This window comes from Streptomyces tubbatahanensis (assembly GCF_022699385.1).
Lineage (GTDB): Bacteria > Actinomycetota > Actinomycetes > Streptomycetales > Streptomycetaceae > Streptomyces > Streptomyces diacarni.
Genome location: NZ_CP093846.1, coordinates 919,997 through 933,544, shown reverse-complemented (window position 1 = coordinate 933,544; position 13,548 = coordinate 919,997). Strand labels below are relative to the sequence as shown.

The following is a 13,548-nucleotide window of genomic DNA, read 5'->3' as shown; positions in this document are numbered from 1 at the left end:
GGGCCGGGGCGAGGTGGGCCACAAGGTCGAGGTCAGTGCTTGCCGACGTGTGTGCGTTCGAAGGTGGCGGCGGCGGATTCCAGGCGCCACTGGGCGGCTGCCTTCGGGCTGTCGGCCAAGAGGCGGCCGCAGGCGCCGCCGGGACTGCCGCTGCCCAGGCGTTCCTTCGCGCAGGCCGAGGTGGGCCGGTAGCCGTCGCGCGTCGGGTTGCCGCGCCACAGGCTGCGGCCTGGCAGGAAGGCATACTCCAGCGAGGCCCGCGCCAAGTCCTTCAGTTCGGGGTAGCCCAGCCGGTAGGTGGTGGACGCGTACTGGTATTCGTGGCTGATGTCGGTGCGGGAGATCCCCGGATCGTCGGTGGACAGGACGACCGGCACGCCGTAGGCGCGGTAGGTGTTGAACGGGTGGTCGTCACCCTTCACACCGAGGATCTGCGCGTTGCTGGTGAGCGGCACCTCGACGGCCGTCTCCCGGCGGGCCATGGTGCGGGCCAGCTTCTGCCAGTTGTTCTCGTGTACGAGGTCGACGCCGTGACCGATGCGCTCGGCCTTCGCCACGTTCACCGCCTCGCCGATGTGGAAGGACAGATCCTCCGGCTTGACCAGCCCGGGCCACAACTCCCCGGCGTGCAGGGTGATGTGGGCCTTCGGGTACTGCTTGCCCAGGTAGTTCAGCATCCGCATCTGGAGCCGGTAGTTGCGCAGTGCGCTCTCCCCGTCCTCGGGCTGGACAAGGTTGACCGCGACGAACCGGGGGTCGCGTTCGGCCAGCCGCAGGCCGAGTGCGATCTGCGTGAAGACGCGCTCGGGCGAACTGCCGCGGGAGACCTGCGAGATCCACCGGACGGGCAGCCGGCAAGCGCGGCGGGGGTGTGCGGTGTCGCAGCGTGCCTCGGTGCGGAACTCGGCGCCTGTGCGGTCGGCCTCCTCCCGGGCCTGTGCCACCAACCTGTCCAGCTTGCCCCCGGCGAGGAGCTTGCGGTGCATCCGTGCCGGGTCCGGGTCCCAGCCGACCTCTTCGGCGAGCTTCTTCGCGCCCTCGGAGGCGGGGGTCGCCATCGTCTCCAGGTAGGACTGGTTCTGCTGGGCCGCGTGCTCGGCGACCTCAGCGAGGAGCTTGCCCGGATGGCGCCAGGTCACCTCGCCGAACTTGCCGAAGGCAGCGAAGAAGTGGTCGTGCCCGGACTCGCCCTGCGGGAAGTCCTCCATGGACCAGGCCCGCACCAACTCCTCGTGGAACGCCTCGTCGGTGCGTGCGTCGGCGGCCGGGCGGGCACCGTCCTTGCACGGCGGCTGCACCGCGGTCATCGTCTTCTTCTCGATGCACAGACCGTCCTGCGCGGCGAGTTCGATGAGGTACTCGGTGGTGACGGCGCCGGAGAGGTGGTTGTGCAGGTCGCCGCCCTTGGGCAGCTTCCGGAAGAAGTCCCGCAGCCGGCCCGGGTCGTTGCGGGCGGATTCCAGGTAGGCGGCGGTGCGCGCCTCGGCGGGCGTGGCGGGCGGTCGGACGGCGGGCCCGGCGGCGCGGCCGGCCTTGTCGGACCGGGCCTCGTCAGGTTGAGCGGCGGCCGGCAGCGCGGACAGCGCAGTCAGCAGACAGAGTGCGGCAGCGCCCGTCGGGTACAGCACCCGGCGGCGGCCGATTCGGGATCGATGAGTCACCTGAACATGATCGACAGGTCGGGCGATGTGTGACGGCGATCCCGGTGACATCACTCGATCGTGGGGTTGCCCCGAGGCGGCGTATGAAGCGCCAGTGGCCACGGGCGAGCGATGTGCCACCGTCAGTCGTCAGGTGCGGCTGGGTGCCGGCCCGGGTCATCAACCAACCTGGCGCCAGTGGGAGGAGCGGGATCGTCGACGGCATCGAGACCCGGGTCGGCGGCCCGCCGCCGGACGAGAGACCGGGGCAACGTCCTCTCCGGCAAGAGCGGGTAGAACGCCCTGTACCCTGTAGAGCCCTGTTGGCCCGCCCCTCGCGGCCGTCGTCGCGAGCATCGAGCAGCTCTTCGTGAAGATCCTCCGCCGCCGGAGAGGTCGGGATCACGGAGGCACGCACGGTTTACATACCTCACTTTAGCGTATTGAATGGCCCCGTATCCGCCTCCGGTCGGCGGGGGACGATGGGGACAGGCATTCAAACGCACGGGGGCGTTCGCGAATGAGATTCACCCACTCAGCCGCACCACATCCAGGGCGACCGCGCGCGCAGGCTTCGTTGGCAGCCGCGAGTTGAGGACTCTCAGGGTTACTCATGGGAAAGCCCGTCGAACCATACTCGGCACCTGCTCCCGACAAGCAGCCGGACGGTGCCCGTAGCGGCTTCGGAGTTGAGCGGCGGTTACGCGAAAGCGCCCTGCACATCGCCGTGCTGGGCCCGATGGAGGTCTGCTTCGGCGACGCCGGGAACCGCGCCCCGACCGCCGCCATGGCCCGCCGCACCCTGGCGGTCCTCCTCCTGCACGCGAACCGGGTCGTGCCGCTGTCCCTCCTCATCGACGAGCTGTGGGACGAAGCACCGCCGCGACTGGCCCGCAAGACCGTGCAGACGTACGTGTACCAGCTCCGGCAGGCGTTCGGGCACCTTTCACCCGAGGTGATCGAGACCAGGGCAACGGGTACATGCTGCCTCTGGCCCCTGGTGAACTCGACCTGTGGGACTTCGAGCAGGGGCTCTCGCGGGGCAGCGCGGCCCTGGAGGAGGGTGACGCGGAGCGCGCGGCCGCCGTGCTGCGTGAGGCGCTGGACCTGTGGCGCGGCTCGGCGTTCGCCGACATCTCGCCCGGGCCGATGCTCGCGGCTCGCATCGCCCAGATCGACGAGGCGCGGCTCTACGCGCTGGAGCTGCGCATAGAGTCCGATCTGCGGCTCGGTCGGCACCGGGGTCTGCTCGGCGAGCTGGCGGAGCTGACGGCGATACATCCGCTGCACGAGGAGTTCACCGCTCAGCTGATGCTGGCCGCGCAGCGCTCGGGTCAGCGCGGGACCGCGCTGGACGCCTTCACCCGGCTGCGGTCCCGGCTCATCGACGAACTGGGTCTGGAGCCCTCCAGGCGGCTGAGCCGGCTCCAGCAGCAGGTGCTCAGCCAGTAGTGGCCCGGGGCGCGGCGAGTGCGCGCTGTGCGGCCCGCACGGCGCTGTTGAAGGAGACCTCACTCAGCACGCCGGGCGCTGCCACCTGGTCACCCGCCAGGTAGACGCCGTCGCCGCGGTCGATGGCGGGGCGGTCCCGCCAGGAGTGGCCCACCGGGTCGATCGCGCCCGTACGGTTGACGGCGACGCTCTCTCGGCGCTGCACGGTGCGCTCCCGCCAGCCGGGGAAGCCCTGGTCGAGTAGGGCCTCGCCGCGCCGTACGGCCTCCTGCCGCAACTCCGCCGCGGCATGCGGGAACTGCGCCTGAATCAGCGAGTTGCCCCGCGGCGCCAGGCCGGGATCCTGCGCGGTGAAACGCTCGATCCAGCCGGGCGCGTCCAGATCGGAGACGGCGAAGGCGTCGCCGGGCCGTCGGGCGACCGCCAGGTCGATCAGCATGGTGCGGGCTCCGTGCCAGCTCAGGCTGGAGTCGCCGAGGAGCGAGGCGGCCGACGCCAGCGGAGTGGCGACGACGACGGGCCGGTCGGCGGGGAGTTCGGTGACGCGTTCGCCCGTACGCACGTCCACCCCGAGTCGGCGCGCGTGCCCGGCCATCCGGTCGATGAGCGACTGCCAGCCGCCCCGCGGGTAGTGCGCCTCGGGAGGGAGGCTGGCCGCACGCCGGAACCGCTCCTGGGTGAAGGCCGCGGACAGGCTGCCGGGGTCGTGGTGGAAGAGGGCCACGGCCGCGAAGTTCGCGGCGGCGCGCGCGGTGTCCTCGCCGACGAGGGAGGCCGCCCAGGTGTGGAAGTCGGTGTCGACGGGCGCCTCGCGGTGCCGTGCGAGCTGCAGCAGCCCGAGTGGCGGCATGCGGCGCAGCGCGCCGTGCCGGTGGTAGCGCAGGCGCAGGGCTTCGCGCAGGGGGAGGCGGGCGAGCGGGCTGAGGAGCCGGCGGTGCTTGAGCCAGGCCCAGTGCGGGCCGCCGTTGTAGAGGGCGTGCGGGCCGTCGTTGGTGCGGAACGGACCGTTCCTGGTGCGGGCCCGGCCGCCCAGTGTGCGGTGGGCCTCGTGCAGCGTGACCGTGGCCCCCGACTCGGCCGCGGTGATCGCGGCGACCAGGCCGGCGAAGCCGCCGCCGATGACGGTGACGGTGACAGGGGCCATGGAACACCTTCCGTTCTGCTTCCGGTCTGTGCGGTTGTACGTCCCACCCCTCGCTGTACAACGGGCGGGGCGCCCAAGTGTCACGCCAGGCAGCGCCTGCGGCCTGGACGCCGTGGCGGGTCCGCCTTGGTCGATCCTTGGCCGGAGCCTGCGACGATCATCGGGGTGACCATCTGCAAGGGGATACGGCCCCTCTCGCCGGGGGTTAGGAAGCCATGAGCAGTCAGATCGGACCAAAGGAGCCAGCGGAGCAGGTGCCGGCCTGGCCGGGGGAGGAGCCGTTGGGCACCCGGGCCGCCGCACGGGACCCGGTCGCCGATCCCGGCGTGCCCCCGCACGAATACCGCGTCCAGGACCTCGACGGGCGGGCCGCCAAACGCTCCGAGCGCACCGTCGCCCTGGTCTTCACCGTCTCCATGGCCGCCACCGTTGGCTTCATCGCCGCTTTCGTGGCCTTCCCGCCCGACAAGATCGTCTACGTCTGGCCGCTGGGACGTGTCAGCGCGCTCAATGCCGGCCTGGGCGTCACCCTCGGCATCGCCCTCTTCTGCATTGGCGCCGGCGCGGTGCACTGGGCGCGCACCCTCATGTCCGACCACGAGCTGGTCCAGGAACGCCACCCCGTCACCGCACGGCCCGAGGTCCGGCGGCGGGTCCTGACGGATTTCGGGCAGGGCGCGCGGGAGTCGCAGCTGGGCCGCCGGAAGCTGATCCGGAACACGATGTTCGGCGCGCTGGTGATGGTGCCGCTGTCCGGGGCCGTCCTGTTGCGGGATCTGGGGCCCCTGCCCGAGGACAAGCTGCGGCACACCATGTGGGCGAAGGGCAAGCTGCTGATCAACGAGAACACCAAGCAGCCGCTGCGTCCTGCGGACATCACCGTCGGCTCGCTCGCCTTCGCGCGGCCCGAGGGCCTGGAGGAGGACGACCACGACTTCCAGGCGGCGATCGCCAAGGCGGCTGTGATGCTCGTCCGGCTGGAGCCGGGTGACATCAAGGACAAGCGGGAGCTGGACTGGTCCCATGAGGGGATCGTCGCCTACTCGAAGATCTGCACCCACGTGGGCTGTCCGGTCAGCCTGTACGAGCAGCAGACGCACCATGTGCTGTGCCCGTGTCACCAGTCGACGTTCGACCTGTCCGACGGTGCGCGCGTGATCTTCGGCCCGGCGGGGCATCCGCTGCCGCAGCTCAACATCAGCGTCAACAAGGACGGTTACCTCGAAGCGCGGGGCGACTTCGCGGTTCCTGTCGGCCCGGCATTCTGGGAGCGTGGATGAGTATGGGGAAAAAGGACGACGACGCGGCCGTGGTGAAGCGGAACGCGCCCGCCGGTGAGAAGGTCGCCGACTGGGCCGACGGCCGGCTCGGCATCTACACCCTGGCCAGGGCCAACGTGCGCAAGATCTTCCCGGACCACTGGTCCTTTCTGCTGGGCGAGATCGCGCTCTACAGCTTCGTCGTCATCATCCTGACGGGTGTCTATCTGACGCTGTTCTTCCACCCGTCGATGAACGAGGTGGAGTACCACGGTAGTTATGTGCCGCTGCAGGGCGTGCGCATGTCGGAGGCGTTCAAGTCGACGCTCGATATCAGCTTCGACGTGCGCGGCGGTCTGCTGGTCCGGCAGATCCACCACTGGGGCGCACTGATCTTCGTCGCCGCGATCTTCGTGCACATGATGCGGGTGTTCTTCACAGGCGCCTTCCGCAAACCGCGCGAGGTGAACTGGGTCTTCGGTTTCCTGCTGCTGGTGCTGGCCATGTTCACCGGCCTGACCGGCTACTCGCTCCCGGACGACCTGCTGTCCGGCACGGGCGTCCGGTTCATGCAGGGGGCGATCATCTCGACGCCGGTCATCGGCACGTATCTGTCGATGTTCCTCTTCGGCGGCGAGTTCCCCGGCCACGACTTCGTGGCGCGCTTCTACTCGATCCACGTGCTGCTGCTGCCCGGCATCATGCTGGCCCTGGTGGTCGCGCACCTGGTCCTGATCTTCTACCACAAGCACACCCAGTTCGCGGGTCCCGGCCGGAGGAACACCAACGTCGTGGGCCAGCCGTTCGTGCCGGTCTACGTCGCCAAGGCGGGCGGCATGTTCTTCCTCGTCTTCGGCGTCATCGCCGTTGTCGCCGGCCTGTTCGCCATCAACCCGGTGTGGGCGATCGGTCCCTACCGTGCCGACCTGGTGTCCACCGGCGCACAGCCCGACTGGTACATGGGCTTCCCCGAGGGGCTCATCCGGATCATGCCCGGCTGGGAGGTGAATGTGTGGGGTCACACGCTCGTGCTGGGTGTGTTCATCCCGCTCGTGATCTTCCCCCTGATACTGGTGGCCCTCGCGGCCTACCCGTTCATCGAGTCGTGGGTCACCGGGGACAAGCGGGAGCACCACATCAACGACCGGCCGCGCAATGCCCCGACGCGTACCGCGATCGGTGCGGCCTGGGTCGCCTGCTACTTCGTGCTGCTGGCCGGCGGCGGCAACGACGTACTGGCGCTGAACTTCAACCTGTCGATCAACGCCATCACCTGGTTCGTGCGCGTCGGCCTCTTCGTCGTGCCCGCCGTCACCTTCGTCGTCACGCGGCGGATCTGCCTGGGCCTGCAACGCAAGGACCGGGAGAAGGTGCTGCACGGGCGGGAGACCGGCACCATCAAGCGGCTGCCGCACGGTGAGTTCGTCGAGGTGCACGAGCCGCTGTCGCAGGCTCAGGCGCACACGCTGACCGCGCACGAGCAGTACGAGCCCTACGAGGTGGGTCCGGCGACCGACAAGCACGGCGTACGCCGCAAGGTCTCGCCCATGGAGAAGCTGCGCGCCCGGATCGCGGCGGGTATGTTCGGCGAGCGGGCGCAGATCGCCAAACCGTCCGCCGCGGAGTACGAGGAGGCCGCCGGGGCGCACGCTCTCGGCCATGGGCACGCGAACGGGCAGCACGGGCAGCACGGGCAGCACGGGCAGGGTGAGCGCGGCTCCGGTGAGTTGTCCGCAGCCGGGGACGACGGCAGCTCGGTGCCCGGGCCCCGCGACAGGGAGGGCAGCCGCCGCTGACGCCCGCACCGGCACGCCCCAGGGGCGGCACAGTCCACGCCGGACGGTGCCGCCCCACCGCACGTAGCCGGGCGCACATGCGCCTGTGCAGTTGTGATCCTCCTGTGGAGTCAGAGGAGCTCGACGGTGGCGTCTGCCGGCAGCCGGCGTCGGCAGTCCAGCACGTAGCGTGACTCCCGCGCGATCAGCGGGTAGTCGAAGGCGTCGTGGTCGGTCAGCAGCACCACCGCGTCGGCCGCTGCCAGTTCCGCCGTGCAGAAGTCGGCCCTCCGCAGCCGGCTTCCCGTCGTCGGCGGCTCGACCACGTGCGGGTCGGCGGCGCGGACGTCCGCGCCCAGATCGCCCAGCAGCTCCGCGATCCGGAGCGCCGGGGACTCCCGGGTGTCGCCGCTGTTGGCCTTGTAGGCGATGCCGAGCAGCAGGACGCGCGAGCCGGCCAGGGAGCGGCGGCGGTCGTTGAACGCCCGGAGCAGGCGCTGCACGACGTGGTCCGGCATGTGAGTGTTGATCTCGTTCGCGAGCTCCACGAACCGGAAGCGCCTGCCCAGCGTGTGCTGCACCCGCCAGGACAGGTATTCGGGGTCGATGGGCAGGCAGTGCCCGCCGACACCCGGGCCGGGGGTGAAGCGCATGAAGCCGAACGGTTTGGACGCGGCGGCGTCCAGCGCCTCCCACACGTCGATGCCCAACTCGTGCGCGTAGACCGCGATCTCGTTGACCAGAGCGATGTTGACGTGCCGGAAGGTGTTCTCCACCAGCTTCGCCAGCTCGGCCGCGGCCGGGGTGGCGACCGGTACGACGCGGTCGACGATGCTCTCGTAGAAGCGGCGCACCGCGGCGAGCGATGCCGCGTCGATGCCGGAGACCACCTTGGGTGTGTTGCCCAGGTGCCAGACGCGGTTGCCCGGGTCGATGCGTTCGGGGCTGTAGCCGAGGTGGAAGTCCGTGCCGGCGGTGAGTCCGGAGCCCTCCTCCAGCAGCGGCGCGACGAGCTCCACGGTGGTCCCTGGGTAGGTGGTGGACTCCAGGACGACGGTGGCGCCGGGACGCAGCCGGGCGGCGAGCGTGCGCGAGGCGTCCTCGATGTAGCTGAGGTCGGGCATGCCCTCACGCAGTGGGGTGGGGACGGCGACGACGGCGGTGTCGAATCCCTCGATGTCGTCCGGGTTGCCGGTGGGCAGGTAGGCGCCGGCGTCGAGCACCCTGGCCACCTCGCCACCGGACACGTCCTCGACGTACGACTCGCCGGCGGCCAGTCGCTTCACCCGGTCACTGTCGGGGTCGTAACCGACGACGTGGTGCCCGGCGCCGGCCGCGCGTACGGCCAGGGGCAGGCCGACGTAGCCCTGCCCGAGTATTGCGACCTTGCTGTGCATGGGTCCTCCGGATGTCACGTCGGGGTGGGAATCGTCAGGTGACGTGGTCGTGGCCGTCGGTGCCGGTGGAGCCGTCCTAACTGTCCGGGCCGTCCGGGCCGTCCGGGCCGTCGAGGCCGAAGAAGCCGCACACGGCGTCGGCGACCTGGCGGGTCTGCGCCGGTGACAGGTGCGGGTGCAGGGGCAGCGCGAGGTGACGTGCGGCGGCCCGGTCGGCACCGGGCCAGGGCGCTGCCGCGGGGCCGTCCCCCGTGCGCGCCGGTGCGAAGGCGGCCAGCCGGGGCAGCGGCGAGGGGTGGTAGACGCGGGAGCCGACACCGTGCGCGGCGAGGTGCCGGGCCAGCGCGTCCCGGTGCGGGGTGTACACGGCGTACACGTAGAGGCAGCGGCCGTCGGCGCCCGGCTCGGGTGCGGCCAGCCCGCGGTCGCGCAGCGGCGCGAACCGCTCGCTGTAGTAGTCGGCGACGGCGCGGCGGCGGGCCAAAAGCTCGTCGAGTGCGGGGAGCCGGGCGAGCTGGAAGGCGGCGTGGATCTCGTCGAACCGGCTGTTGAGTCCGATCTCGTGGTGCAGGAAGCGGTTCACCCCGTCCTGGCCGTGGTTGCGCAGCATGCGGGTGGCGCGGGCGAGTTCGGTGTCGTCGCTGAGCACGATCGCTCCCTCGCCGGCCATCCCGAACGGTTTGACGGGATAGAAGGAGTACAGGCCGAGGTCGCCCCAGGTGCCGGCCGGCCGGCCGCGCAGGGTGGCGCCCTGCGCGACGGCGGCGTCCTCGACGACCTCCAGCCTGTGCCGGGCAGCCAGTTCGCACACGGCGGGCATGTCGGCCATGGAGCTGAAGACGTGCGCGGGCACGATCGCGCGGCTGCGGGCGGTCACGCGGCGCTCGGCGTCGGCTGGGTCGAGCAGGCCGGAGTCCGGGTGGACGTCGGCGAAGACGGGCGTGGCCCCCACTCCGAGGACACACGCCGCGAGGGGTTCGGCACCGAACGCGGGGACGATCACCTCGTCACCGGGGCCGATACGGGCGGCGCGCAGCGCGAGGCTGAGCGCGCCGGTGCCGCTGCCGCAGGCGATGACGTCCCCGGCGCCGGTGCGGTCGCGCAGCGCGCGCTCCAGAGCGGCGCAGCGGCGGCCCAGGATGAACTTCTGCTCCGGGTCGGTGGCCACCTGGCGTACGGAGGTGAGCAGCAGCTCACGGTCGGCCGGGCTCATGGCGGGGTGGGCGTAGGGGACGTGCGCGGAGGCGGCCGCTGCCATGCCGGCCGGGGCTGTGGGGGCTGTGGGGCCGTTGGTGGTCACGAATGGACTCCCCCCGTGGTGAAGGAACGGATGACCGCGCAGACGTGGTCGACGTCGGCCTGTGTGAGCTCCGGGTAGAGCGGCAGCGCGACCGTGTGCCGGGCCGCGGCCTCCGCGTGCGGGAAGTCGCCCACACGGTGGCCGTGTCCGGCGAAGCAGGGCTGGTTGTGCAGCGGTCGCGGGTAGTAGGTCTCCGTCTCGATGCCGTGCGCCGACAGGTGGCGGATCAGGCCGTCCCGGTCCGGCGCCTCGATGACGTACACGTACCAGACCGGGTCCACGGACGCGCCGCGGCTGTCGACGGCGGGCAGTCGCAGCAGGCCGGCGACGTCGGCGAGTTGCTCGGTGTAGCGGGCGGCCAGTTCCGCGCGGCGCCGGATGTCGGCGTCGAGCCGCGCGAGGCGGGTGAGCAGAACCGCTGCCTGGATGTCGTCCATCTTGGCGTTGAACCCGACGAGTTCGCCCTGCTGCGCGCACTCCGTCAGGGAGCGGGCGCCGCCGGGGGCGCGGCGCGGCCGCCCGTGGTTGCGGAGGGCCGCGGCCCGCTCGGCCAGCTCGTCGTCGTCCGTCAGTACCATGCCCGCGTCACCGAGCGCGCCGAGCGTCTTGGTGGGGAAGAAGGACAGCACCCCGCCCTCGCCGATCAGGCCGGTGTGGACGCCGTTCCAGCGCATGCCGACGCCCTCGGCGCTGTCCTCCAGGACCTGCAGCCGGTGCCGGGCGGCGACGTCCAGCACGCTGCCCATGGCGGCGGGCTGGCTGAAGAGGTGGACCGGCATCACGGCCTTGGTGCGCGGCGTCAGCACCGCCTCCAGAGAACGCGCGTCGATGCCGTACGTCGCCGGATCGATGTCGGCGAAGACGGGGCGCCCGCCGGCAAGCGCCACCGAGGTCGCCGAGGAGGCGAAGGTGAAGGCGGGCACGACGACGTCGTCGCCCGGGCCGATGCCGGCGGCCCGCAACAGGAGCACCAGCGCGTCGGTGCCGTTACTGACGGCCAGCGCGTGTCGGGCGCCGGTGAAGTCCGCCATGCGCGCCTCCAGTTCGGCGCAGGCCGGGCCGCCGGAGTAGACGCCCGAGTCGAGGACCTCACCGAGGCGGCGGCGCAGTACCGGCCACGACTCCTCGAAGGCGGCGGTCTGCGTGAAGAACGGCACTTTCCGCGGCTCGGGTACGGGCTTTGAAAGGGCCGAGATGCTTTCTTCCGTTCCCCTGGTCATGGCCTCTTCTCCATCACTAGAACGTCTCGGAGAGGCTAGGGCAGCGCATTCGAGGGCAGGAATAGCAGCCGGGAGGCAATGGCATGGCAACTTCGCAGGTTCCCCGTGGCAACGTTTCGCACGAGTGTGCCTTTCCCGCTGGTGGCAACTCTTGTTCGCTTGCTGTCATTGACCGCGTCCGGGCCAGAGTCGATGGTTGGGTTGATTCCGAACTCGAAACGCAGGAGCGCCCGATCGTGTCTGTGGATTCCGTGGAAAACGCACCGCAACCGCACCGGAGAGTACTCCTGGCCGAGCCGAACGGATTCTGCGCCGGGGTCCGTCGGGCCATTGCCATGGTGGAAAGGGCGCTGGATATTCACGGCGCTCCCGTATACGTACGCAAGGAGATCGTTCACAACCATTACGTCGTCCGCGCGCTCGAACGCCGCGGCGCCGTCTTCGTCGACTCCGAGCAGGAGGTGCCGGAGGGCGCCGTCTGCCTGTTCTCCGCACACGGCGTGGCGCCCGCCGTGCGGGCCGGGGCGCACGCGCGCCGGCTGCGCACGATCGACGCGACCTGTCCGCTGGTGTCGAAGGTGCACCAGGAGGCCCGCCGCTTCGCCCGGAACGGCCGCACGGTGCTGCTCGTCGGTCACGCCGCGCACGAGGAGGTCGAGGGCACTTACGGGGAGGCTCCGGACCGCACGGTCGTCGTCGAGGACGAGGCCGACGCCCGCGGTCTCGACCTGCCCCGGGACACCCCGGTCGCGCTGCTCACGCAGACCACCCTCTCGGTCGCGGAGACCGCGGGGATCACACGGGTGCTGCGCGAGCGTTTTCACGACCTGGTCACACCCGCGGACAGCGACATCTGCTACGCGAGCACCAACCGGCAGGTGGCCGTCAGGCAGGTCGCCCGGCGCAGCGATCTCGTCCTGGTCGTCGGCTCCCGCAACTCGAGCAACTCGCTGCGCATGGTGGAGGTGGCCCGGGACACGGGCACCCCCGCGCATCTGGTGCCGGAGGTGTCCGAACTGCGGGAGTCCTGGCTGGCCGGCGGAGCCGTTGACACGGTCGGTGTCAGCGCGGGGGCCAGCGCCCCGCAGATCCTGATCGACGAACTGCTTGCCCGCCTCGACGAGCTGGGGTTCCACGAGGTGGGGCCCGTCCGGACCGCCGTCGAGGACGTGGAGTTCGCCATGCCCGCCCACCTCACCGCCGACCGCGGCCCCGGGTGACCCGGGCCCACGCGCTCGCCCCGCCGGCCGCCCGCCGCCCTCCCTTCGCCGAGAGGAATTCCGATGACCGTGTCACCTCCTTCCGCTGCGCTCGCCGCGGCGACCGCCGCCGCCCGGGCGCGCGCGGACGTGCTCGCCCGTGCCGAGGAACGGCTCGACGGGCTGCTGGCCATGGAACGCCGGCGGTGGGCCACGGTGGACCACCGTGCGACCGTCCCCGTCGACACCATCGCCCACCTCCTGCGCGCCGGCGGCAAGCGCCTCCGCCCGGCCTTCTGCGTCATCGGTTTCCTCGCCGCGGGCGGCGACCCGGCCGACGACCGGGTCGTGGACGCGGCCGCCGCCACCGAGTTCCTGCACGGCTTCGCCCTCCTCCACGACGACGTGCTCGACGACTCCCCGCTGCGGCGCGGTGCGCCCAGCGCCCACGTACGCCACGCCCGCGAGCACCGCGAGCGGCGCTGGCAGGGCGAGTCCCGGCGGTACGGGGAGGGTGTCGCGGTGCTCGCCGGGGACCTGGCGTTGTCGTACGCGCTCCGGCTCGCGCAGGAACTGCCGTCCGAGGCGCGGCGCGTGTGGGCGGACCTCGTCAGCGAGATGATCGTCGGCCAGCACCTGGACGTGGCCGTCGCCGCCGAGGCCGTGACCGACCCCCGGCTGTCCGCCTACATCGCCAACGCCAAGTCCGGCCGCTACAGCATCCGCAGGCCGCTGGAGCTCGGCGCGGCGCTGACCGGCGACACGTCACTGTCGGACGCGTTCGCGGCGTACGGTACGGCGCTGGGCGAGGCATTCCAGCTCCGCGACGACCTCATCGACGTCTTCGGCGACGCGCACGTGGCGGGCAAGCCGGTCGGCGCGGACGCCGAGAACCACAAGATGACGCTGCTGATGACCACCGCCGTCCGGCACGACGCGCGCGTACGGGACATCGTCGCCCGCGGCGGCGACGACCCCGCCGGGCAGGGCGCCGCGCTGCGCCGCGCCCTGCAGGAGACCGACGTGCTCGCCACCATCGAACGCCGCATCGACAGCCTCGTGGCGGACGCCGGCCGCGCCCTCGAGGACGCTCCGATCGGCGAGGAGTGGCGGCGCCAACTGGCTGACATGGCCGTCGTCGTCGCCTACCGGGACAAGTGAC

The 13,548-nt window shown here is 71.4% G+C and carries 9 protein-coding genes and 2 pseudogenes; 6 read left to right on the top strand and 5 right to left on the bottom strand.

Annotation, left to right across the window (positions count from 1 at the left end; all coding sequences use genetic code 11):
• Positions 1-32: 32 nt before the first annotated feature.
• The gene (locus MMF93_RS04000; protein WP_423835345.1) at positions 33-1,712 is read right to left on the bottom strand and encodes an adenosine deaminase family protein; all 1,680 of its coding nucleotides are present in this window, start codon (positions 1,710-1,712) and stop codon (positions 33-35) included.
• A 541-nt stretch (positions 1,713-2,253) separates the two neighbouring features.
• Here MMF93_RS04000 and MMF93_RS33645 point away from each other — a divergent pair.
• A pseudogene (locus MMF93_RS33645) lies at positions 2,254-2,598 on the top strand (AfsR/SARP family transcriptional regulator); the annotation flags it as partial.
• Between the two features lie 23 nt (positions 2,599-2,621).
• On the top strand, positions 2,622-3,092 hold the full coding sequence (locus MMF93_RS03995; RefSeq protein WP_242749593.1) for an AfsR/SARP family transcriptional regulator: 471 nt from the start codon (positions 2,622-2,624) through the stop codon (positions 3,090-3,092).
• Here the strand turns inward: MMF93_RS03995 and MMF93_RS03990 are convergent.
• Positions 3,082-4,236 (bottom strand): phytoene desaturase family protein, encoded by a 1,155-nt coding sequence (locus MMF93_RS03990; protein ID WP_242749591.1) that lies wholly within the window; start codon positions 4,234-4,236, stop codon positions 3,082-3,084. The two genes, MMF93_RS03995 and MMF93_RS03990, sit on opposite strands and share 11 nt — an antisense overlap.
• A 215-nt stretch (positions 4,237-4,451) precedes the next feature.
• Between MMF93_RS03990 and qcrA the strand changes: the two genes are divergently transcribed.
• Positions 4,452-5,516 (top strand): cytochrome bc1 complex Rieske iron-sulfur subunit, encoded by a 1,065-nt coding sequence (gene qcrA / locus MMF93_RS03985; RefSeq protein WP_242749589.1) that lies wholly within the window; start codon positions 4,452-4,454, stop codon positions 5,514-5,516.
• Between the two features lie 2 nt (positions 5,517-5,518).
• A pseudogene (gene qcrB / locus MMF93_RS03980) lies at positions 5,519-7,162 on the top strand (cytochrome bc1 complex cytochrome b subunit); the annotation flags it as partial.
• Positions 7,163-7,401: 239 nt separating this feature from the next.
• Here qcrB and MMF93_RS03975 read toward each other — a convergent pair.
• The 3 genes from MMF93_RS03975 to MMF93_RS03965 all read right to left on the bottom strand — a co-directional run bounded on the left by MMF93_RS03975 (position 7,402) and on the right by MMF93_RS03965 (position 11,187).
• A complete protein-coding gene (locus MMF93_RS03975; RefSeq protein WP_242749585.1) occupies positions 7,402-8,667 on the bottom strand; it encodes a nucleotide sugar dehydrogenase in 1,266 nt (421 codons plus the stop codon).
• Between the two features lie 76 nt (positions 8,668-8,743).
• Positions 8,744-9,967: a DegT/DnrJ/EryC1/StrS family aminotransferase gene (locus MMF93_RS03970; RefSeq protein WP_242749583.1), complete on the bottom strand. Its 1,224-nt coding sequence runs from the start codon at positions 9,965-9,967 to the stop codon at positions 8,744-8,746.
• Complete coding sequence (locus tag MMF93_RS03965) at positions 9,964-11,187, bottom strand: DegT/DnrJ/EryC1/StrS family aminotransferase (protein WP_242749581.1); 1,224 nt, start codon at positions 11,185-11,187, stop codon at positions 9,964-9,966. The genes MMF93_RS03970 and MMF93_RS03965 overlap by 4 nt, the downstream gene beginning before the upstream one ends.
• Before the next feature lie 287 nt (positions 11,188-11,474).
• Here MMF93_RS03965 and ispH point away from each other — a divergent pair, with 287 nt between their 5' ends.
• Together ispH and MMF93_RS03955 are read left to right on the top strand one after the other, a co-directional pair.
• Positions 11,475-12,407, top strand: a complete 933-nt coding sequence (ispH, locus tag MMF93_RS03960; protein ID WP_274709531.1) for a 4-hydroxy-3-methylbut-2-enyl diphosphate reductase — start codon at positions 11,475-11,477, stop codon at positions 12,405-12,407.
• A 63-nt stretch (positions 12,408-12,470) separates the two neighbouring features.
• Positions 12,471-13,547 carry a polyprenyl synthetase family protein gene (locus tag MMF93_RS03955; RefSeq protein WP_242749577.1) on the top strand — a complete coding sequence of 359 codons (1,077 nt, stop codon included), beginning with the start codon at positions 12,471-12,473 and terminating at the stop codon, positions 13,545-13,547.
• Position 13,548: the final 1 nt, after the last annotated feature.